Here is a 20,098-nt window from a genome sequence, read left to right as displayed (position 1 = left end):
CGGGCGAGCGCATGTTTGAGGACCTGCCGCATGCGCGACACCCATTTACTTCGAGGTGGTATCGACGGGCCTATCGATCGCGGGCGACGCGGAAGCCGTTGGTGTAGAAGCGCACGTCGGCCTCGTATTTGAAGCGCGCGGCCGAGCGCAGATAACGCGGATCATTGTTGAACGATCCGCCGCGCAACACGCGCTCGCGGCAATTCGCAACGGTATAGGCGCTGCCGTCGCGGGGCGCGCTGCGATAGCTCTCGCTCCAGCAATCGGCGACCCATTCGGCGGCATTGCCGGCGATATCGTAAAGGCCGAACGCGTTGGGCGGGAACTGGCCGGCCGGCACAGTGTTGCCGCGCTTCCGGTCGTTGCAGCCGAGGCAGTTGGCCCGCTCCTTCACCAGCACCTGGCCCCAGGGGTAGATTGTCGTCGTGCCAGCCCGAGCCGCATATTCCCATTCGCTCTCGGTCGGCAGGCGATAGGGCTTGCCGGTGCGGGCCGAGAGCCAGGCGAGATAGGCATTGGCGTCGTTCCAGTGAATGTCGGTGACCGGCCGCTTGCCGCGGCCGAGCCCGCGATCATCCGGCCGGTAATTGCAGCCGCCCTGGTCGATGCAGAGATCCCATTCCTCGAAGGTCACCTCGCGCGCGCCGAGATAGAAACCGCGGATATTGACCGGGTGCACCGGCTTCTCGAATTGGTAGAGATCGTTCGAGCCCATCTGGAAGCTGCCGGCCGGGATCGCCACCAGTTCCGGACAGCCTGCGCAGTCGCGCTGCGGTGCTCCTGCGGGCTGAGGCGATGCCGGCGGAGTGACGACCGCGACGGCTGCCGAAGCAGGCGCAGCCGGGCCGCCACGATATTCCTGCTCGCGGGCGCGGGCCAGCGAAGCAAAGCGCCCGGTCGGGAAGGCATCGAGATAGGCGCGGTACTCGGCCGCGTTCCGGCTGTCGCGGATCGATTCCCAGAAGGCGAGATCATAGGCGGCATCCTGCGTCGCACCCGGCGTCTGCGGCGGCGGAATGACGGCCCGGCTGCCCTGCGCGATGGCGACCGGCTGGAAGACCGGCGTGACGACGAGCCCCTTCGGCGGCTCCGCCGAAAGCCAGATCTGCTGCCTGCGGCGGGTCTTGCGCGAGACTGTGTCCCGCACCTGCTTCAGCGCCAGCACCATCTCCAGGCCCGGCGTGCGGATCGCCTTCAACCAGGCCTCGACGGCGCGGTCGGGGCCGCCTGGCAACGTCTTGCCCGGCGCGGCCGGGAACAACACGGCGATGCCTTCCATCGGCTCGAGCGGCAGGAGGCCCTTGGCCTTGCCCTGCCAGGGATTTTCGCGGCCGGCATCGACGAACAGCAAGGCACTCGCCGGCCGGGAGACGATCAGCGGATCGACGATCTCGTCAAGATCGACCGCGCCCCCGGCACCGTTCTGCGTCGACAGCAGGAAATTCCGATTGCGCCGCTGGATGGCATGACCGCTGTAGAACACCACGACCTGAGCGCCGCGCCGGAGCTTGCCCGCGAAGGTGGCGATCGCCTGCCGCAATGCGTTGCGGTCGGCATTCTCGACGGCGACCACATCGAAGCCACCGGCGCTCAGCACCTGGGCGACCACGCGCCCCTGTTGCGCGGCGCCGCCGATCGGCGCCTCCGGATAGGCTTCGTTGGCGATCACGAGCGCGACGCGCGCAGCTTCCCCCGGCTGCTGGGCGAGGCCGGAAGCGGCCAGAATCGGCAGCAGCACGACGGCGATCAGGAGGCGCAACCAAGCCATCGGCGGACAGGAGTCCCTCAGCTAGCGGACATTGATCGTGATCTTCGGCGACATGACAGGCGGATTATGCGGCGTATGCGTGTAGTCGCCGAGCAGCAATTGCAGCGTGTGCCGGCCCTTGGGCAGCGTCACCACCACTTCCGTCTGGCCGTTGCCGAGATGGATGTGGTTGTAGTCGGACGGGATCGGCTGGTCCGGCGGGCCGGGCTCGGTGTCGATCAGCAGGTGGTGATGCCCGGTCCGCGCATGATCGACGCCGGCAGGCGCGACGCCCATGCCGCGCAGGCCGATCCGCACGGTGAAGCGCTCGGGCACGCTCAGGCCATCGACCGGATAATGGAAATAGACCTGCGCGCCGGGCGGCGCGGGTTGGCGCGCGGGCGTCTGCGCGAGGGCTTGAGAGGCGGCGCCCGGCCAGGCCATCAGCACGAAAAGGCCTGCGGCCGCGATGCGGGCTTGCGAGATCACCGGCGCCTCCTCGCATGCGGCCCGCCCGGCGCCACGATCACGGTGATGCGTTCCGAGATGATCGGCGGGTCATGCGGCACATGGTTCTCGTCCGCGAGCAGGAGCTGCAGCGTGTGCCGCCCGTTCGGCAGAGTCAGCTTGTACTCGGTCTGGCCGCCGCCGAGATGGATATGGTTGAGATCGCTCGGGATCGGCGCATCGAACGAGGGCGTTTCCGTATCGACCAGCAGATGGTGATGGCCGGTATTCGGCTTGGCGACGCCGGCCGGCGCCACGCCCATGTTGCGCAGGCCGAAGCGGATCGTCGAGGTCGGGTAGATCCGGTCGCCATCCCTTGGATAGATGAAGTAGACGGCGGCGTCGTTGGGCGCGGCCGTTCGTGCCAGGCCCGCGCCATGGATGTGAGACGGCGAAGGCGTGGCGGCGGCAGCCGGCCGGCCGTCGGCGACGACGTGGACGCGGATGCGCGGCGACATCACCGGCGGATCATGCGGCACATGCTCGTGATCGCCCATCAGCAGTTGCAGCGTATGCTCGCCCGGCGGAAGCGAGAGCTCGGCCTCGGTCTGGCCCCGTCCGAAATGCAAATGGTTGAAGTCGCTGGGAATCTCGCGGTCGAGCGCCGGCAGTTCGGTATCGACGAGCAGATGGTGGTGGCCGCCATTCGGGCTCGCGGTTCCGGCAGGTGTCACCGTGATGCCTTCCGCGCCGAAGCGAATCTTGGCGTGGCTGGGGATCGTGGCGCCGTCCTGCAGATCGATGAAAAAGACGCGGGCGCCGGGCGCTGCCGCAGAACGCGGCTTCTCGGCCGGCGTTGCCGGAACCTCGACCGTGATGCGCTCGGACATGATCGGCGGGTCATGCGGCACGTGATTGTGGTCGGCGAAAAGCAATTGCAGCGTGTGCTTGCCTGGCGTCAGCGCGATCTCCGCCTCGGTCTGGCCGCCGCCGAAATGGATATGGTTGAAATCGCTGGGGATCGGCTGGTCGAGCGGCGGGAGTTCGGTGTCGATCAGCAGGTGATGATGCCCGCCATTGCGCCTTGGCTGGCCAGCGGGAACGACCTCCATGCCGGTGATCGCGAAACGCACCGTGAGCCTGGCGGGAACCTGCGCCTTGTCGGCGAGACCGACGAAGGAGAGACGCGCCGTTGCCGGGGCCGGGCTGCGCTGCCGGGCGCGCTCCTGCGCGGATGCGCCGGCCAGGGGCATCGCCACCGCCAGACCCAACAGCAGAAGCGCCGGCGCAAGGCGAAGCATCAGCGTCTTCCTTCCGCAAGAAGATGGACCGAAGGCTACCAGCGGAGCCCGGAGCGTTCAAGCAAAACGCCGTTCCGTTGTATCGATGACTATGCTTTGTTCTGGAGAAGGCCGGGATCATGCATTAGCATGACGCGGAGGCTGCCAGCAGCCTCTAGGGAAGCCCCATGACCCTCGTCGCGCGACTCTGCGGCCTGTTCCTCCTGCTGCTGTCCGGCCTCGCCCTGGCCGAGACGCCGCCCGAGCGTCGCGTCGCGCTGGTCATCGGCAATTCCAGCTATCGCAACGCCCCCGCGCTGCCGAACACCGTGAACGATGCGCGCGACATGGTGACCGCTCTGCGCAAGGTCGGCTTCGAAGTGGTCGACGGCATCGATCTCGACAAGCGCGGCATGGATTCGGCGCTGACGCGCTTTGCCCGGCTGGCGCAGGATGCCGATGCCGCGATGTTCTATTTCGCCGGCCACGGCTTCCAGTTCAACGGCGAGAACTACCTCGTTCCGGTCGAGGCCAAGATCGAGGACGAGGTCGGGGTCCAGTACGAGACCACGCGGCTCAACGACGTCGTCACCGCCCTGAACTATGCCAAGGGCGTCAAGATCATGGTGCTCGACGCCTGCCGCAACAACCCCTTCGTCGGGCTGCTCGCCAAGCGGCAGGCGACGCGCGGCTTCTCGGTCGGTTCAGGCCTCGCGCCGGTCCAGCGTGCGCAGGGCATGGTCATCGCCTATGCCACGCAGGCGAACGACGTCGCCGCCGACGGCGCCGGCCGCAACAGCCCCTTCACCGCCGCTTTGGTCCGCGAGATCGACCAGCCCGGGTTAGAGGTGGCGACGCTGTTCCGCCGCGTGCAGAAGAGCGTCTACGACACGACCGCCGGCCGGCAGACGCCGGAACTGTCGCTCTCGCTGCTCGGCGATTTCTACCTCAACCGCGAGGAAACGGATGCCGATGTCTGGCGCCGCATCCGCGCGAGCGACGACCTCACTGCGCTGCAGGCCTTCATCCAGCGCTATCCGCAAAGCTTCTTCGTTGTCGATGCGCGCACGCGGCTCGATCTGCTCGAACGCCGCTCCTCGGTCTCGACCGAGCGCGACAAGCTCGTGCGCGAATTCGCCGAGCGCGAGCGCGCCCTGCTCCAGCGCCTCGAACGGGCGGAACAGGGGCGGCGGCAGGCTGCCGACGAGCTTGCCCGCAAGGATGGCGGCGATACGGTCGTGCCGCCGTCCGTGCCGGCGCCCGGTTCCGCACCTGTCGCGACTGCCCCGGCCCCACCCCTGCCGCGTGGGCAGGACAAGGCGGAACGGGCGCGGCTCGCCGACGAGCTCGCGCGCCGGGAATCCGAACTCGCAGCGATCGAGGCAGAGAAGCAGCGCCTCGCAGAGGAACGCAAGACGGTCGAGCAGGCGATGGCAGCACGGCTCGGATCGCCCGGCTCGATGCCACAAGATCGCTCGACACAGCCCGTCGGCATGCCGGGTGCCGCCGCCCGTCCTCCCGAAACGGCGCCTCGCGGACGGTCTTCCGGCGAGTGCGCCGAGCTTCTGATGCGAGCGCAGCTTGGGGATCTCACGCCTGCGGGGCGGGAACAATTGCGGCAGTGCCGCTGATGCAGGACGGCCGTGGCAGGGAGCCCGGCCGAAGCTGGAGAGGTGAGGCATGACGGGCCTAGTCCGCTTCAAAAGCGCCGTGATCGGCCTCGCGCTGCTGACGGGCGCGACCGCCGCCGTTGCCCAGCCCGCGCCGCCGCCGACACCCGCTCCTTTTGCCGAAGCGCTCCGCAAGGCGGCGGACGATCTGTTCGGCAAGGCGGCCGTGTCCGGCGATAAGGTCAACCTCGTCATCGACCCGCTGATCGACGCCGCCTCCGGCGCGCAATCCGTCGCGACGCGCTCGATGCAGGCGACCCTGATGGAAATGGTCAGGGCGCACTATCCGCGCTTCACCGTCCTGCCCTTCGACAGCGAGGCCCTCGCCAGCAAGCCGGTGGTGCTGGTCGGCACCTTCACCGCCGTGAACAACCAGGGCGTCGCCGACGGACCGCGCGACGCCTACCGGATCTGCCTGACGCTAGCCGATCTCAAATCCAACAGCGTCGTTTCCAAGGGCGTCTCCCGCGCACGCGTGGAGGGCGTCGACGCCACACCGACACCCTATTACCGGGACGCGCCGCTCTGGGCGAAGGACCAGGCGACGGATTCCTACATCAAGGTCTGCCAGGGCACGAAACTGGGGGACCCGATCGATCCCGGCTATGTCGAGAAGCTCACCGCCAATGCGCTGATCAACGATGGCATCCTCGCCTATGAGACCCAGCATTTCCGCGAGGCGCTCGCCTTCTACCGGGCAGCGCGCAAATTGCCGGGCGGCGAGCAGCACCGCGTCCGGATCGGCACCTATCTCGCGGCAAGCAAGCTCGGGCGGCGCGAGGACATGGTCGACGCCTTCGGCGACTTGGTCGATTACGGTCTCGCCACCGACCGGCTGATGGTGAAGCTCCTGTTCAAGCCCGGCACCACGCAGTTCATCGACGACCGCCAGATCACCGATCCCTATCCGATGTGGTTGAGCCAGATCGCGACGCACTCTCGGCAGAAGGGCGCCTGCCTGGAGATCGTCGGCCATACCTCGCATACGGGCATGCCACAGGTGAACGAGCGACTCTCGACCCTGCGGGCACAATTCGTCATGGACCTCCTGCTGACCGGCGCGCCCGACAATCGCGGCCGCATGATCGCGACCGGCCGCGGCTTCAAGGAAAATCTCGTCGGAACCGGCAAGGACGACGCAAGCGATGCACTCGATCGCCGCGTCGAATTCAAGGTGATCGGCTGCTGAGGTAGCTTTTTGGCACTCCCGCCCGATCAGATCGCGAACAAGCGGGTGACGTGCCGGCCGCGGCCGCCGATACCGGCGTGTCGCGGTCAATCTCCCGTCAGCGCGTTGGGGCGCCCGGCACTGGCTCGCAGGACGGCCGCCATGGGTACGCATGCCGGCTGCATCCACCGCACGGATAGCAGCCAGCAGCACGGCGTCGCCCGACAGGTCCCGATTTCCCGGACGATTCAAGCTCGACAGGGATGCGCGCCAGGAAGCACCGAAAGTGCCATCATGGCCGGCCGTTCACGTGGCGGCGCGGGGACCGATCGTCTCCCCGTGGCTGACGCGCTCCGGCGCACCGTGAACCATCGTGTAGGCGTAATCGATCCCCATGCCATAGGCGCCCGAATGCTCTTTGGCGATCCCGACGACGGCGTCGTAGGTTTCCTTGCGAGCCCAATCGCGCTGCCACTCCAGCAGCACCTGCTGCCAGGTCACGGGTACCACTCCGGCCTGCACCATACGGTCCATGGCGTATTTGTGCGCATCGGCAGAGGTGCCGCCCGAAGCGTCGGCCACCATGTAGATCTCGTAGCCGCCTTCCAGCATCGCGCAGAGCGCGAAGGTGGTGTTGCAGACTTCGGTCCAGAGGCCGGCGACGACGACTTTCTTGCGGCCGTTGGCCGCCAACGCGTCGCGCACGTTCTGATCGTCCCAGGAGTTCATCGAGGTGCGCTCGAGGATCTTGTTTTCCGGGAAGACGGCGAGCAGTTCGGGATAGGTGTGGCCCGAGAAGCCCTTGGTTTCGACGGTGGTGATGGTGGTTGGGATGTTGAAGGTCTTGGCAGCCTTTGCCAGGCCGACGACGTTGTTCTTGAGAACCTGCCGGTCGATCGACTGCACGCCGAAGGCCATCTGCGGCTGCTGGTCGATGAAGATGATCTGGCTGTTCTGCGGAGTGAGGACTTCGAGATGGGACATGCTGTTCTCCTCTGGGGCTAGAAGGTGACGGTCGCCCAACCGGCGGCGAAAGAGCCCGACCGGCCGCCGGCGCGGCGGATGCGCTCGCCGGGGTCGTAGGCGACATAGGTTCCGCCGAGCGTCAGATGTTCCGTGGCGGTCCATTCCAGCGTGGTCGACACTTGCTGGCCGATGTAGCGGCCGGCGCCGCCGGCGGTCCGTGCGACGGGGGTGATCGCCGGGCCATAGAAGGCGTCGGCCTTGGCCTGCTTCCAGAGCGGATTCCAGCCGAGCGTCAGCTTGACCTTGGGCAGCAGCGACAGGGTGAGGTTCGGCTGGATGCTGATCAGGTTGGCCGGGCCGACGAGATTGGCCTCGGAGAAATAGGGGAGCCGCGGGAAGAGCGGATTGAAGGTTCCGAGCCTGCCGTCGCGCAGATTGCCGTCGCCACTGATCGCATCGGCGTTGAGGCCGAGGCGCGGCGAGAAGGGCATGCCGGCGAAGCTGTAGCCGACCGTCGCCGAGGCCATCCAGGCCTGGATGTCGGCACGCCCGAAGCGGCCGAACTGGTAGGCGCCCTCGACATTCCAGTCGAAGCCTGCGGCCGCGCCGAACAGCCGCGCGCCGACGGTGTGGCGATGCTCATCCGCGGTGCCCTGGGCGAAGCGCGCCTTCTCTCGGTTCAGGCCGAGATAATAGAGATCGCCCTTGAGCCCGGGGATGCCGGGCACGACGCTCGTGCCATAGACACCCCAGAAGACCTGCGCCGGATCGGATTTGTCGTCGAAGAGGCCGGTCCGCGGCAGTACCGGCCGCACCAGGAAGGCGTCGATGCGGGTATCCGGCGAACCGATCCAGGCCACCCGGACGCCGTCGAAGGCGCGTCTGATATTGGGGCTCTCGCGCACCGAGACCAGCCGCGAAGCGCCGAAGCTCATCTCCTGCCGCCCAGCACGGACCATCACGCTGCCGGCTGAGATCGGCACGGTGAGTTCGCCATAGCCCTGTTGCAGATCGAGCCGGTCGAGCTGCGTGCCCGGCGGCGTGCCGGCCCAGATCGGCGCCTGCCCGCTGGCGAACTGGACCAAGCCGCGCAGATAGGGGCCGAGCCGCAGGTCCGCGGAAAGGAAGGAACGGATCAGCAGGCCATTATTCTGATCCGGCGACGCCAGCCCGAAGACGGGATGGCGCGAGAACTCCACCCGAACGCGCACCTGTCCGCCGAGGCTCAGGCCGATCGCGCCATCGTCGGACAGCGGAATGTTCTTGAGCCGGAGGAACGGATCCTTCTCCGCTGCGGCGTCAGGCTTGCCGGCCTGCGTCGCCGCGGCGGCACCGGCCAGCGCCAGCCAGCATGCCCCGGCCAACGTCGCCTTGCACAGCAGCCTCACGGCTTCGCCTCCGGCGAACCTGCAGGCTTGCCGGCGGCTGCCGGGCGCGGCGGCGCCTCGACATGGAGGAAATGGCGCACTATGGGGCCGCTTTCCCCGGTGTGAAAGCGTGTCACATCCTTCTGGAGGTCAGCGTCCGCCTTCGAGACGCGGCGGTGCTGGCGCAGATGCTCGGCCCAGGACGAGACCATGAACCACTCGACCAGCTTCTCCGGATCGGCCGTGTCCTCGGTGATGCCCCAGCCATAGGCTCCGTCGCGGCGCCGCTCGATCGAGAGCGCGTTGATCGCACGCAGGAACACCTCGCGATCGGCCGCCGGCACACGGTACTCGATCAGGATCAGGACGGGGCCGCGGTCGTTGGGAACCTCCGCCGCGACGAGCGGCTCCGGCCAGTGGTTGGACGGCGCAAGATCGGCCTCGCCCGCCGGCAGCTTGATCCGGTGCATCACGAGTCCGGCGACGAGCAGCGCGCCTGCGCCGATCAGCAAGGTCCCTCTGATGCCGGCCGCTTCGGCCACCGCGCCCCAGCCGAGGCTTCCCGCGGTCATCGCGCCATTGAACACCGTGAGATAGACCGCGAGCGCGCGCCCACGCACCCAGTTCGGCAAGATCGCCTGCGCCACGCCGTTGAGCGTGGTCAGCGCGACGATCCAGGCCGCGCCGAGCAGCAGCAGAACGATAATCGCGAGCCATTGCGGCGGCGAGAGCGTCAGCACGGCCATGACCGCCGCGGTCAGGACGGCCGAGAACAGCAGCAATCCATCCGCATCGAGCCGGGCGCGCAGACGCGGCAGCAGGACGGCGCCACCGATAGCCCCGGCACCGACCGCGCCGAGCAGGATGCCGTAGAAGCCGGCACCACCGCCGAGCAGGTTGCGCGCGACGAGCGGCAGCAGTGCCCAGACGGCACTCGCGCAGGCGAAGAAGATCGCCGCGCGCAGCAGCACGACATGGAGCTCATGGCTCGCACGGGCATAGCGCAACCCCGCCCGGAAGGCCCCCGCGAAACGCTCGCTCAGCGCGTCGTCGGCGCCCATCGGCCGGCGCCACCACAACAGCGCCCCGATCACGATGACGTAGCTCAGCACGTCGGCGCCATAGGTGAAGCCGGCGCCGAACGCCGCGAGGATCAGCCCGCCCATCGCCGGCCCGATGGCGCGCGCGATGTTGATGCCGAGCGAGTTCAGCGCGACCGCGCTCTTGAGATCGGCCTTCTCGACCAGCTCGGGCACGATCGCCTGCCAGGTCGGGGCCATCAGCGCCGCGCCGATCCCCCCGAGGAAGGTCAGCGCCACGAGGGAACTGACGCTCTGCAGCCCGGAGAACGACAGCGCCATCAGGCACAGGCTGACGCAGCCGAGCAGGAGCTGGATGGCGATCAGGAACTTGCGGCGGTCGAGGATGTCCGAGAGCACGCCGGCGGGGATCGCCAGCAGAAAGACCGGCAGCGTCGCGGCCGCCTGCACCAGCGCCACGGCCGCCGGTGCGCCCGACAGGTCGGTGACCAGCCAGGCGCTGGCGACGTCGCGCATGAAGGAGCCGATATTGCCGATGATCGTCGCCGCCCAGAGCACGGCGAAGACCCTCCGACGGAGGGGCGCAAAGCCGGAGGACGAAGCTGGCGGGGCAGCGGCGCTCATCGCGTCGCCCCGGCGCGGCGCGAGCGATCGTCCATCGCGACAAGCAGGAAGCCGCCGATCAGACCGAGATGCTCGAAGAAGGCGTTCATCGCCATGGCCCGCCCGTGGCCGGCGGGAATTTCCCAGAAGCGGATCGCGACAAAGGTCGCGGCGAGCGTGAAGGCTGCCAGTGCCAATGCCGCTGGGCCCCGCCAGCGACCGCTCAGGACGAGCGCGCTCATCGCCAGTTCGAAGACGATGACGCCGACCGCGAAGAGCGCTGCCGGCCTCAGCCCGAAATGCTCCATCTCGGCGATGGCGCCGGGGAAATCGAGGAGCTTCGTCACCGGTCCCTGGATATAGGCGGCGCAGAGCAAAAGCAGCGCGAAGAAGCGCAGCGTGCCGGCGCGCGAAGCGACATCGACGGAGTTCGTCATCTCAGACGGCCCAGCAGGCGCAGCCCAGCGCGCCCCAGAAGCTCTTCAGGTCCGAAATTGGCAGTTTGCTCGACCATGCTCCGGCATGGTCGTGACCGTGCACGCCGCAGGCCGTGGCGCAGCCACAATTCGCCATTGCCGCTCGGCGCAGCGAATTCCTGCCGGCGTCGTCGGGCTCGCCCCAGGCGGCATAGCCCTTGAACGTCCGCACCGGCGACCAGTCCGGCATCGCCGGCGGCGGGGCGCTCTCGTCGAGGCTCGCGAAATCGCGGGCGCCATAGACGACCTTGCCGCCGACGACGGTGAGATCGGCACCGATGAACGAGATCTCGTCCTCCGGGCAGGCGAAGAAATCGCGGTCGGGCACGATCAGGTCGGCGAGTTGACCCGCAGCGATGCGACCCTTTCTGCCTTCCTCGTTGGAGAACCAGGTGACGTTCTCCGTCCACATCCGCAAAGCGGTCTCGCGGTCGAGGCAGTTGCGCTGCGGCGTGATGCGCAAGCCCCCGACGGTCTTGCCGGTGACGAGCCAGGACAGCGAAACCCAGGGGTTATAGGAGGCGACGCGGGTCGCGTCGGTGCCGGCCGAGGTTTTGATCCCCTTCTCCAGCATGCGGGCGACCGGCGGCGTGGCCTCGGCGGCGGCCGCGCCGTAGCGCTCGACGAAATACTCGCCCTGATAGGCCATGCGGTGCTGCACGGCGACGCCGCCGCCGAGCGCTGCAATGCGGTCGATAGAACGCTCCGAGATCGTCTCGGCATGGTCGAAGAACCAGTTCAGCCCCTTCAGCGGAATGTCCTGGTCCACCTTCTCGAAGACGTCGAGCGCGCGCGAAATCGTCTCGTCATAGGTGGCGTGAAGCCGCCAGGGCCAGCGGTTCTCGGCCAGGATGCGTACCACGCCTTCGAGATCGCCCTCCATCTCGGGCGGCATGTCGGGCCTCGGCTCGCGGAAATCCTCGAAATCGGCGGCGGAGAAGACCAGCATCTCGCCGGCGCCGTTGTGACGGAAATAGTCGTCGCCCTGCTTGTACTTGGAGGTCTTCGTCCAGTTGAGGAAATCCTCCTTCTCCTGCTTCGGCTTCTGCGTGAACAGGTTGTAGGCGAGGCGGATCGTCAGCTGGTTCTCGTCGGCGAGCTTCTGGATGACGGCGTAGTCGTCCGGATAATTCTGGAAGCCACCGCCGGCGTCGATCGCGCCGGTCACACCAAGCCGGTTGAGCTCACGCATGAAATGCCGGGTCGAGTTGACCTGATAATCGAAGGGCAGCTTCGGCCCCTTCGCCAGCGTCGCGTAGAGGATGCCGGCGTTGGGGCGCGCCAGCAGCAGGCCGGTCGGATTGCCGTTGGCATCGCGGGTGATCTCGCCGCCGGGCGGCTGCGGCGTGTCCTTGGTGTAGCCGACCGCCCGCAGCGCCGCGCCGTTAAGCAAGGCGCGATCATAGAGATGCAGGATGAAGACGGGCGTGTCGGGCGCGACGGCGTTGAGCTCCTCGATCGTCGGCAGGCGCTTCTCGGCGAACTGGCGCTCGGTGAAGCCGCCGACGACACGGACCCATTGCGGCGGCGGCGTCACCGCCACCTGCCGCTTCAGCATCGACATCGCGTCCGCGAGCGAGCGCACGCCGTCCCAGCGCAGCTCCATGTTGAAGTTGAGGCCGCCGCGGATGATGTGCAGATGGTTGTCGATCAGGCCGGGCAGGACGCGCCTGCCCTTGAGGTCGACGATCTTCGTCTGCGGCCCGGCATGGGCCATGACCTCGGCCTCATCGCCGACGGCGAGGAAGCGCCCCTCGCGGATCGCCACGGCGCTCGCGGCGGGATTGCCGCGGTCGAGCGTGGTGATCAGGCCGCTATGCAGAATGAGGTCGGCGGACATCGGCTTGTCTCCTGAGGTCGGGGTCTGGCCCTGGGCCAGGGTAGAAGCGGCAAGGCCGGGGACGGCAAGCCCGCCCAGGATAGTGCGCCGGGTCGGCATCAGCCGCTCTCCTTCTCGCCGGAAACGGAGCCGCTGCCGGGTCCCTTGCCGCCGGGAAGATGACCGAAGACGTGCGGCTTCACCTGATGTTCCCAGGATTGCGCGGCCGGCGCCTTCGTCCAGAAGCTTCGCACCAAGGGCGGCAACTGTTCGCCGACCAGAATGCCGAGGAGCCCGATGAGCGCGACCACAGGCGGAGCCGGCGAGCGCACGTCGATGAGGCTGTAGATCACGCCGACCAGCAGGCCGGCGCCGAGCGACATGAGATAGATCTTCATCGCGCTGCCCGAACGGAGGAGGACGGCTTGCCTGCGGCCGCGGCGATATCGAGCCCGTCCGCCGCGAGACACGCGATCATGCGCCGCTTGCTCGATGCATTGGCAGAGGCGCCGCGGGCGAGCATGACCGTGACGGCGTGTCCGGAGAGCGTCGCCATGACCGAAACTCCTTTCCTATGATATCGAGACAATGGTCGCTCAGCCCCTGATGAAGGCGAGCAAATCCGCGTTCAGCACGTCGGCATTGACCGTCAACATGCCGTGGCTGAAGCCGGGATAGGTCTTGAGCGTGCCGTTGCGCAGCAGCTTGATCGAGGCACGGGCGGAAGCGTCGATCGGCACGATCTGGTCGTCCTCGCCGTGCAGCACGAGCGTCGGAACGGAGATCGCCTTCAGGTCGTCGGTCTGGTCGGTCTCGGAGAAGGCCTTGATGCCTTCGTAATGGGCGACAGCGCTGCCCATCATGCCCTGCCGCCACCAGTTCTGGACGACGCCGGGGTAGGACTTCGCGCCGTCTCGATTGAAGCCGTAGAAGGGACCGGCGGGGACATCCGTGAAGAACTGCGCGCGGTTCTCGGCCGTTGCCTTGCGGAAACCGTCGAACACATCGAGCGGCAGGCCGCCGGGATTCGCGGGTGACTTCAGCATCAGGGGCGGCACGGCGCTGACCAGGACAGCCTTGGCGACGCGGCCGCCGGGCTCGCCATATTTGGCGACATAGCGGGCGACTTCCCCGCCGCCCGTCGAATGACCGATATGGACGGCGTTGCGCAGATCGAGCGCCTCGACCACGGCGAAGGCGTCGGCTGCGTAATGATCCATGTCGTGGCCCTGCCAGACATGGGCGGAGCGGCCATGGCCCCGGCGGTCATGCGCGACGACCCGATAGCCGTGCCGGAGGAAGAACAGGATTTGCGCGTCCCAATCATCCGAGGACAGCGGCCAACCGTGATGGAAGACGATGGGCTGGGCTGTTTTCGGGCCGAAGTCCTTGTAGAAGATATCGACTCCGTCATCTGTCTTGACGAATGACATGACGAATCCTTTCTGATCCGAATATTTTACGACGATGGCGTTATCGCCGCTTGAAAATCGCGTCGCTCTTCAAGCAATTAACACGGCGGTGGTCTTGCGAATGCCAATTACGAAAATCTTAGTTGGCTTCAACTGTCCATCTGTGCTTGAAAAACCTGTCATCGACATATTAGCGAGCTCGCCATGCGGAAGCCATTAGTTACCTCGGGGATACCGGGTCCCGACGATGGCACGGAAGAGTCCGGAGGCCACGCTGTCCCCGCGGCTTGCGCCGCAGACGGCTTCCTCAAGTTTTTCGCACAGGAATGGACGAGCCACATCGTTCTGGCGCTTGCACGCCATGGCGCACTCCGCTTCGGGGCACTGCGCAGGCAGCTGCCGCCGGGGCTCTCGGCGCGTGTTCTGTCGGCGCGCCTGAAGGCTCTGGAAGCCGCAGGCTATGTCGAGCGCCGCGACCTCAGCGGGCGCGTGCTGCATGTCGAGTACTCACTGACGGCCTCGGGGCTGGCGGTCGACGCCGCTCTCGCCCGCAGCGAGTCCCTGCTGTCGACCGACATGACCGAAATCGGCCGGAAGGAGCGGGCTCAGTCCTGATCGGCCGTCCAGGCCTGTTGCCGGAGCGTTTCGCGAGGAACCGTCTCGGCCTCAGGCGCCGCGGCGCCGCGCGCCCGCAGCGAACGCCGCAGCACAACCGCCCCCAGCCAGTGGCCGGAGGCGGGTTCCCCGCATTCTTACTCGGCCGCCTGCAAGACCGGTTGCTCGATATCGTGCCGGGCGAGCGGGCGGTTGCCGGCCAGCTTGCGCATCAGCACGTAGAAGACCGGCGTCAGGAAGATGCCGAAGGCGGTGACGCCGATCATGCCGGCGAAGACCGCGATGCCCATGGCCTGCCGCATCTCGGCACCGGCCCCGGTCGAGATCACCAGCGGCACCACGCCCATGACGAAGGCGAGCGAGGTCATCAGGATCGGACGCAGGCGCAGGCGGCTGGCCTCGATCGCGGCCTGGACCGGCGTCCTGCCCTCGAATTCGAGCTCCCTGGCGAATTCGACGATCAGGATGGCGTTCTTGGCGGATAGTCCGACAAGCACGACGAGGCCGATCTGGGTGAAGACGTTGTTGTCTCCGCCCGAGAGCCAGACGCCGGTCAGCGCTGCCAGCAGCCCCATCGGGATGATCAGCAGGATCGCGATCGGCAGGGTCATGCTCTCGTACTGGGCGGCCAGCACCAGGAAGACGAGCAGGATCGCCACCGGGAAGACGATCACCGCCGAGTTGCCGGCCAGGATCTCCTGATAGGTCAGCTCGGTCCACTCGAAGGCGAAGCCCTTGGGCAAGGTCTCCTTGGCGATGCGCTCCACCGCCGCCTGCGCCTGGCCTGAGGAGAAGCCCGGAGCCGCGCCGGCATTGATGTCGGCCGAGAGGAAGCCGTTATAGCGCATGGCACGTTCCGGGCCGGAATCGTTGCGCACGTTGAGGACCGCGCTGAGCGGGATCATCTCGCCGCTGTTCGAGCGCACCTTGAGCTGGCCGATATGCTCCGGCAGGGCGCGGAAGGGCGCATCAGCCTGGACGCGCACGGTGTAGGTGCGGCCGAAGCGGTTGAAGTCGTTGACATAGGTCGAGCCGAGATAGGTCTGCAGGGTGTCGAAGACCTCCGTCACGGGCACGCCGAGCTGGCGGGCCTTGGTGCGGTCGATATCGGCGTAGAGCTGCGGGACATTGACCTGGAAGCTCGAGAACATGCCGGCGATCTCGGGCGCCTGCCCGGCCTTGGCCATGAAGGCCTTGGCCGCCTCGTCGAGCGCGGCATAGCCCAGGCCGGCGCGATCCTCGATCTGCAGCTTGAAGCCGCCGATCGTGCCGAGGCCCTGCACGGGCGGCGGCGGGAACATCGCGATGAAGGCCTCCTTGATCCCTGAGAATTCCTTGTTGAGCTGCATCGCGATGGCGTTGCCGCTCAAGGACGGGTCCTTGCGGTCATGGAAGGGCTTCAGGCCGACGAAGACGATGCCGGAATTCGACGAGTTGGTGAAGCCGTTGATCGAGAGGCCGGGGAAGGAGATGGCGTTCTCGACGCCGGGATGCTTCAGCGCGATCTCGTCCATGCGGCGGATGACGTCCTCCGTCCGGTCGAGGGTCGCGGCATCCGGCAACTGGGCGAAGCCGACGAGATACTGCTTGTCCTGGCCCGGCACGAAGCCGGAGGGCACCGCCTTGAACAGCACGCCGGTCGCGCCAAGCAGCACGACATAGACCGCGAGCATCACGGCGCGATGCGAGATCACCCGGCGCACGCCGCCGCCATAGGCCTCGGACGAGCGGTGGAAGAAGCGGTTGAAGGCGCGGAAGAACCAGCCGAACAGCTTGTCCATGACCCGGGTCAACGCGTCCTTCGGGGCATGATGGCCCTTCAGAAGCAGCGCCGCGAGAGCCGGCGACAGCGTCAGCGAGTTGATCGCCGAGATCACCGTCGAGATCGCGATGGTCAGCGCGAACTGGCGGTAGAACTGGCCGGTGAGGCCCGAGATGAAGGCCAGCGGCACGAAGACCGCGACCAGCACCAGCGCGATCGCGATGATCGGGCCGGAGACCTCGCGCATCGCCTTGTAGGTCGCCTCGCGCGGCGAGAGGCCGTTCTCGATATTGCGCTCGACATTCTCGACCACGACGATCGCGTCGTCGACGACGATGCCGATGGCGAGCACCAGCCCGAACAGGCTGAGCGCATTGATCGAGAAGCCCATGACATACATCACCGCGAAGGTGCCGACGATCGAGATGGGCACGGCGACGAGCGGGATGATCGAGGCGCGCCAGGTCTGCAGGAAGACGATGACGACGAGCACGACCAGCGCGACGGCCTCCAGCAGGGTCGAGATCACCGCCTTGATCGAGGCGCGCACGAACTGGGTGGTGTCGTAGACGATCGAGTAGTCGACGCCCTCGGGCATGTTCTGCTTGATCTCGCGCATCGTTTCCTGGACCCGGTCGGCGATCGCGATGGCGTTCGAGCCCGGCGCCTGGAAGACCGGCACGGCGACGGCCGACTTGCCGTTGAGCAGCGAGCGTAGGGCATAGTCGGCAGCGCCGAGCTCGATGCGGGCGATGTCCTTCAATCGGACGACCGCGCCATCGGCTGCCGTCTTGACGATGATCTCGCCGAACTGCTCCTCGTTCTGGAGGCGGCCTTGCGCGTTCACCGAAAGCTGGAGGTCGAGACCCGGCGCATTCGGCGAGGCGCCGATGACGCCGGCCGCGGCCTGGACGTTCTGGGCGCGGATTTCGCGCACGACATCGCCGGGCGAGAGCCCGTGCTCGGCGACCTTCTGCGGGTCGAGCCAGATGCGCATCGAATAGTCGCCCGAGCCGAAAAGCTGGACCTGGCCGACGCCGTCGATGCGAGCGAGCCGGTCCTTGACGTTCAGCACCGCGTAATTGCGCAGATAGGTCATGTCGTAGCGGCCGTTCGGCGAGGTGATGTGCACCACCATCGTCAGGTCGGGCGAGCTCTTGACCGTGGTGACGCCGAGGCGACGCACCTCCTCGGGCAGGCGCGGCTCGGCCTGGCTGACGCGGTTCTGGACGAGCTGCTGGGCCTTGTCCGGGTCGGTGCCGAGGCGGAAGGTGACGTTCAGCGTCATGACGCCGTCGGTCGTCGCCTGGCTCGACATGTAGAGCATGCCCTCGACGCCGTTGATCTGCTCCTCGATCGGCGTCGCCACCGTCTCGGCGATCACGCGCGGGCTGGCGCCCGGATATTGCGCGCGCACGACGACGGTGGGCGGGACGACCTCCGGATACTCCGAGATCGGCAGGGCCCTGATCGAGAGCAACCCTGCCAGGAAAATCAGGACGGACAGGACCGCCGCGAAGATCGGCCGGTCGATGAAGAATTTCGAGAGGTTCATGGGGCGCCCCCTTTCGAGCGGCTTATGCTTGCGGCCGCGGGCCCGCCTCGCGGCACCCGCAGCCGATCGTTGACGTCAGCGTTGTGCGAGTTCGGTCGCGGGCTTCTTCAGCTCGGTCTTCTGCGCCATCGGCACCGGCTCGGGCGCGACCGTCGCGCCGGGGCGGATGCGCTGCAGCCCGTTGACGACGATGCGCTCGCCGGGCTTCAGGCCGGCCGTGACGACGCGCAGGCCGTCATGGGCGGCACCGAGCGAGACCTCGCGCCAGGCCGCCTTTGCGTCGTCACCGACGACGAAGACGAACTTCTTGTTCTGGTCGGTGCCGACGGCGCGCTCGTTGATGACGAGCTGCTGCTCGGCCCTGGCCTGGCCGAGCTGGACCCGGACGAACTGGCCGGGCATCAGCTTGCCGTCTGGGTTGTCGAGCCTGGCACGCAGCCTGATCGTGCCGCTGTTGCCGTCGATGCCGTTATCGACGAAATGCAGCTTGCCATCGAACTGCGCGGCCTGCGCCGTCGCGGTGGTGATCCGGACCGGGATCTGGTCGAGCGCGCGCGGGCCCTCCGGCAGCGAGGCCAGCGCATCGAGCACGCTGCGCTCGTCGGCATTGAAGGCGGCATAGATCGGATCGACCGAGAGCAAGGAGGTCAGGACCTGGCCGCCGGCGGCGATCAGGTTGCCCACGGTGACGTCGAGCCGGCCGATGCGGCCGCTGATCGGGGCGCGGATCTGGGTGTAGTCGAGGTTGAGCTGCGCCGTGCGGCGGGCGGCCTCGGCGGCCTGCAGGTTCGCCTGCGCCTCCCGCAGATTGTTGACGCGGGTATCGACGTCGCGCTGGGAGAGGTTGCGGCTCGCCAGCAATTGCTGACCGCGCTCGTTCTCGCTCTCGGCGAGGGCGACTCTGGCCTTTGCGCCCTGCACCTGCGCCTCCGCCCGCTGGAGATCGGCGAGATAAGGCGCCTGGTCGATGCTGACGAGCAGATCGCCCTGCTTGACCAGGCCGCCCTCGCGGAAATGCACAGCCTCGACCACGCCTGCGACGCGCGAGCGCAGTTCGACGCGCTCGATCGCTTCCAGCCGGCCGGAGAATTCGGCCCAGGGGACGATCTCGCGCGCCTCGACGGTCGCTACGGAGACGGGGATGGCGGGCGGGGCAACGGGTGTGGTGTCTCCCTGCGCGCGGGTACCGGAGAGGGTGAAGACCGCGACGGCGCTCAGTGCGACGGAGGCGGTGAGGCCGGCCACAAGGCCGCGACGGTTCGTTCCCGGAATCATGGGTTCGGTCCTTCCTTGGAAATGCTTGGAGTGTTCGAAAAGGGGCGGGCCGCTAGGAGGGCGCGGTCCGTTCGTAGAAGGCGGCGATCTCGCCACAGCTCTTGCAGAGACAGGAGCCTTCCTGCGCCGCGTCCGCATAAGCCTGCGGCCAGCGCGTCGGTGCGCTGAACTCGACATGGCGGACGGCGATGCCGGCCTGGCCGAGGCGATCGGCATATTGCGCGGCTTCGTCGCGCATCGGGTCGTCCTGCCCGCTGATCAGCAGGGCCGGCGGCAGGCCGGCGAGACGGGTCGCCTGAAGCGGCGCCGCGTAGGGGTGGGCGGCGCGCTCTGGCGTGCCGAGATAATCGGCCCAGCCATCGGCCCAGCGGCAGCCGACCGGGCCCGCCTGCACGTCACGCAGCGAGGCGGTGCCGAGGCAGGCGTCGAGCATCGGCGAGAACAGGATCTGGCCGGCGAGCGCCGGGCCGCCGCGATCGCGCGCCATCATGGCGAGCGCCGCGGCGAGATTGCCGCCGGCCTCCTCGCCGGCGATGTAGAGCGGCGCGCCGCGCGCCGCCCAGCGATTGCGCCCCCTGGCGAGAGCTTCGAGCGCTGCATAGATGCGCTCCAGCGTCTCAGGGAAACGCTGGACCGGTGCGAGCGGGTAGGAGAGCGAGAACACGACCGCGCCGGCTTCCGTCAGGGCCGTGGCGACGGCCTGCCCCTCGGCCGGCGAGCCGCTGTTGAAGTGGCCGCCATGCAGATGCAGCACCAGCCCGGCATCGTCCGGAACCTCGGCGGGAACGTAGAGGCGGCCCGTGAAGGTCTCTCCACGGGCGCTCAGGGTTTCCTCCCGCCAGAAGACGGAGAGGACCGGTTGCAGTTTCTGCGCGGCGATCGCGGGCATGACTCAC

17 protein-coding genes are annotated in these 20,098 nt (G+C 67.6%); 3 read left to right on the top strand and 14 right to left on the bottom strand.

What is annotated here, in order from left to right; all coding sequences use genetic code 11:
• Nucleotides 1-70: 70 nt before the first annotated feature.
• From BGO20_RS01000 to BGO20_RS00990, 3 genes are read right to left on the bottom strand one after another with little or no spacing between them, the layout of a single operon-like run.
• On the bottom strand, nt 71-1,768 hold the full coding sequence (locus tag BGO20_RS01000) for an SUMF1/EgtB/PvdO family nonheme iron enzyme (protein ID WP_291662770.1): 1,698 nt from the start codon (nt 1,766-1,768) through the stop codon (nt 71-73).
• 21 nt (nt 1,769-1,789) lie between these two features.
• Complete coding sequence (locus BGO20_RS00995) at nt 1,790-2,236, bottom strand: DUF4399 domain-containing protein (protein WP_291662769.1); 447 nt, start codon at nt 2,234-2,236, stop codon at nt 1,790-1,792.
• On the bottom strand, nt 2,233-3,495 hold the full coding sequence (locus BGO20_RS00990) for a DUF4399 domain-containing protein (RefSeq protein WP_291662768.1): 1,263 nt from the start codon (nt 3,493-3,495) through the stop codon (nt 2,233-2,235). The genes BGO20_RS00995 and BGO20_RS00990 overlap by 4 nt, the downstream gene beginning before the upstream one ends.
• 167 nt (nt 3,496-3,662) lie before the next feature.
• Here BGO20_RS00990 and BGO20_RS00985 point away from each other — a divergent pair, with 167 nt between their 5' ends.
• Nucleotides 3,663-5,105 carry a caspase family protein gene (locus BGO20_RS00985; RefSeq protein WP_291662767.1) on the top strand — a complete coding sequence of 481 codons (1,443 nt, stop codon included), beginning with the start codon at nt 3,663-3,665 and terminating at the stop codon, nt 5,103-5,105.
• Nucleotides 5,106-5,154: 49 nt separating this feature from the next.
• Nucleotides 5,155-6,333 (top strand): OmpA family protein, encoded by a 1,179-nt coding sequence (locus tag BGO20_RS00980; RefSeq protein ID WP_291662766.1) that lies wholly within the window; start codon nt 5,155-5,157, stop codon nt 6,331-6,333.
• Between the two features lie 285 nt (nt 6,334-6,618).
• Here the strand turns inward: BGO20_RS00980 and BGO20_RS00975 are convergent, their stop codons facing one another.
• Genes BGO20_RS00975 through BGO20_RS00940 form a run of 8 tightly spaced genes read right to left on the bottom strand, consistent with a single transcriptional unit; the run spans nt 6,619 to nt 14,016 of the window.
• Nucleotides 6,619-7,296 (bottom strand): hydrolase, encoded by a 678-nt coding sequence (locus BGO20_RS00975; RefSeq protein WP_291662765.1) that lies wholly within the window; start codon nt 7,294-7,296, stop codon nt 6,619-6,621.
• 17 nt (nt 7,297-7,313) lie between these two features.
• The gene (locus BGO20_RS00970) at nt 7,314-8,666 is read right to left on the bottom strand and encodes an alginate export family protein (RefSeq protein ID WP_291662764.1); all 1,353 of its coding nucleotides are present in this window, start codon (nt 8,664-8,666) and stop codon (nt 7,314-7,316) included.
• On the bottom strand, nt 8,663-10,309 hold the full coding sequence (locus tag BGO20_RS00965; protein WP_291662763.1) for an MFS transporter: 1,647 nt from the start codon (nt 10,307-10,309) through the stop codon (nt 8,663-8,665). The genes BGO20_RS00970 and BGO20_RS00965 overlap by 4 nt, the downstream gene beginning before the upstream one ends.
• Entirely contained in the window at nt 10,306-10,725 is a 420-nt protein-coding gene (locus tag BGO20_RS00960) for a DoxX family protein (protein ID WP_291662761.1), read from the bottom strand. Before BGO20_RS00960 ends, BGO20_RS00965 begins: the two co-directional genes overlap by 4 nt.
• A gap of 1 nt (nt 10,726) precedes the next feature.
• On the bottom strand, nt 10,727-12,703 hold the full coding sequence (locus BGO20_RS00955) for an amidohydrolase (protein WP_465245980.1): 1,977 nt from the start codon (nt 12,701-12,703) through the stop codon (nt 10,727-10,729).
• The gene (locus BGO20_RS00950; RefSeq protein ID WP_291662759.1) at nt 12,703-12,981 is read right to left on the bottom strand and encodes a XapX domain-containing protein; all 279 of its coding nucleotides are present in this window, start codon (nt 12,979-12,981) and stop codon (nt 12,703-12,705) included. Before BGO20_RS00950 ends, BGO20_RS00955 begins: the two co-directional genes overlap by 1 nt.
• Nucleotides 12,978-13,139, bottom strand: coding sequence for a hypothetical protein (locus BGO20_RS00945; protein ID WP_291662758.1), 162 nt, complete (start codon nt 13,137-13,139; stop codon nt 12,978-12,980). The genes BGO20_RS00950 and BGO20_RS00945 overlap by 4 nt, the downstream gene beginning before the upstream one ends.
• A 40-nt stretch (nt 13,140-13,179) precedes the next feature.
• A complete protein-coding gene (locus BGO20_RS00940) occupies nt 13,180-14,016 on the bottom strand; it encodes an alpha/beta fold hydrolase (protein ID WP_291662757.1) in 837 nt (278 codons plus the stop codon).
• A 183-nt stretch (nt 14,017-14,199) separates the two neighbouring features.
• On the opposite strand from BGO20_RS00940, the gene BGO20_RS00935 reads away from it, so the two are divergent.
• On the top strand, nt 14,200-14,610 hold the full coding sequence (locus tag BGO20_RS00935) for a winged helix-turn-helix transcriptional regulator (protein WP_291662756.1): 411 nt from the start codon (nt 14,200-14,202) through the stop codon (nt 14,608-14,610).
• A 137-nt stretch (nt 14,611-14,747) separates the two neighbouring features.
• Here the strand turns inward: BGO20_RS00935 and BGO20_RS00930 are convergent, their stop codons facing one another.
• From BGO20_RS00930 to BGO20_RS00920, 3 genes are all read right to left on the bottom strand, one after another.
• Nucleotides 14,748-17,927, bottom strand: coding sequence for an efflux RND transporter permease subunit (locus BGO20_RS00930; protein ID WP_291662755.1), 3,180 nt, complete (start codon nt 17,925-17,927; stop codon nt 14,748-14,750).
• A gap of 75 nt (nt 17,928-18,002) precedes the next feature.
• Complete coding sequence (locus BGO20_RS00925; protein WP_291662753.1) at nt 18,003-19,202, bottom strand: efflux RND transporter periplasmic adaptor subunit; 1,200 nt, start codon at nt 19,200-19,202, stop codon at nt 18,003-18,005.
• A 52-nt stretch (nt 19,203-19,254) separates the two neighbouring features.
• The gene (locus tag BGO20_RS00920) at nt 19,255-20,091 is read right to left on the bottom strand and encodes an alpha/beta hydrolase fold domain-containing protein (protein ID WP_291662752.1); all 837 of its coding nucleotides are present in this window, start codon (nt 20,089-20,091) and stop codon (nt 19,255-19,257) included.
• Nucleotides 20,092-20,098: the final 7 nt, after the last annotated feature.

Source organism: Allobosea sp. 67-29 (genome assembly GCF_001898115.1).
In the GTDB taxonomy this organism is placed as follows: Bacteria; Pseudomonadota; Alphaproteobacteria; order Rhizobiales; family Beijerinckiaceae; genus Allobosea.
The sequence above is the reverse complement of the archived record's forward strand: the minus strand, read 5'-3'. Positions and strand labels throughout refer to the sequence as shown.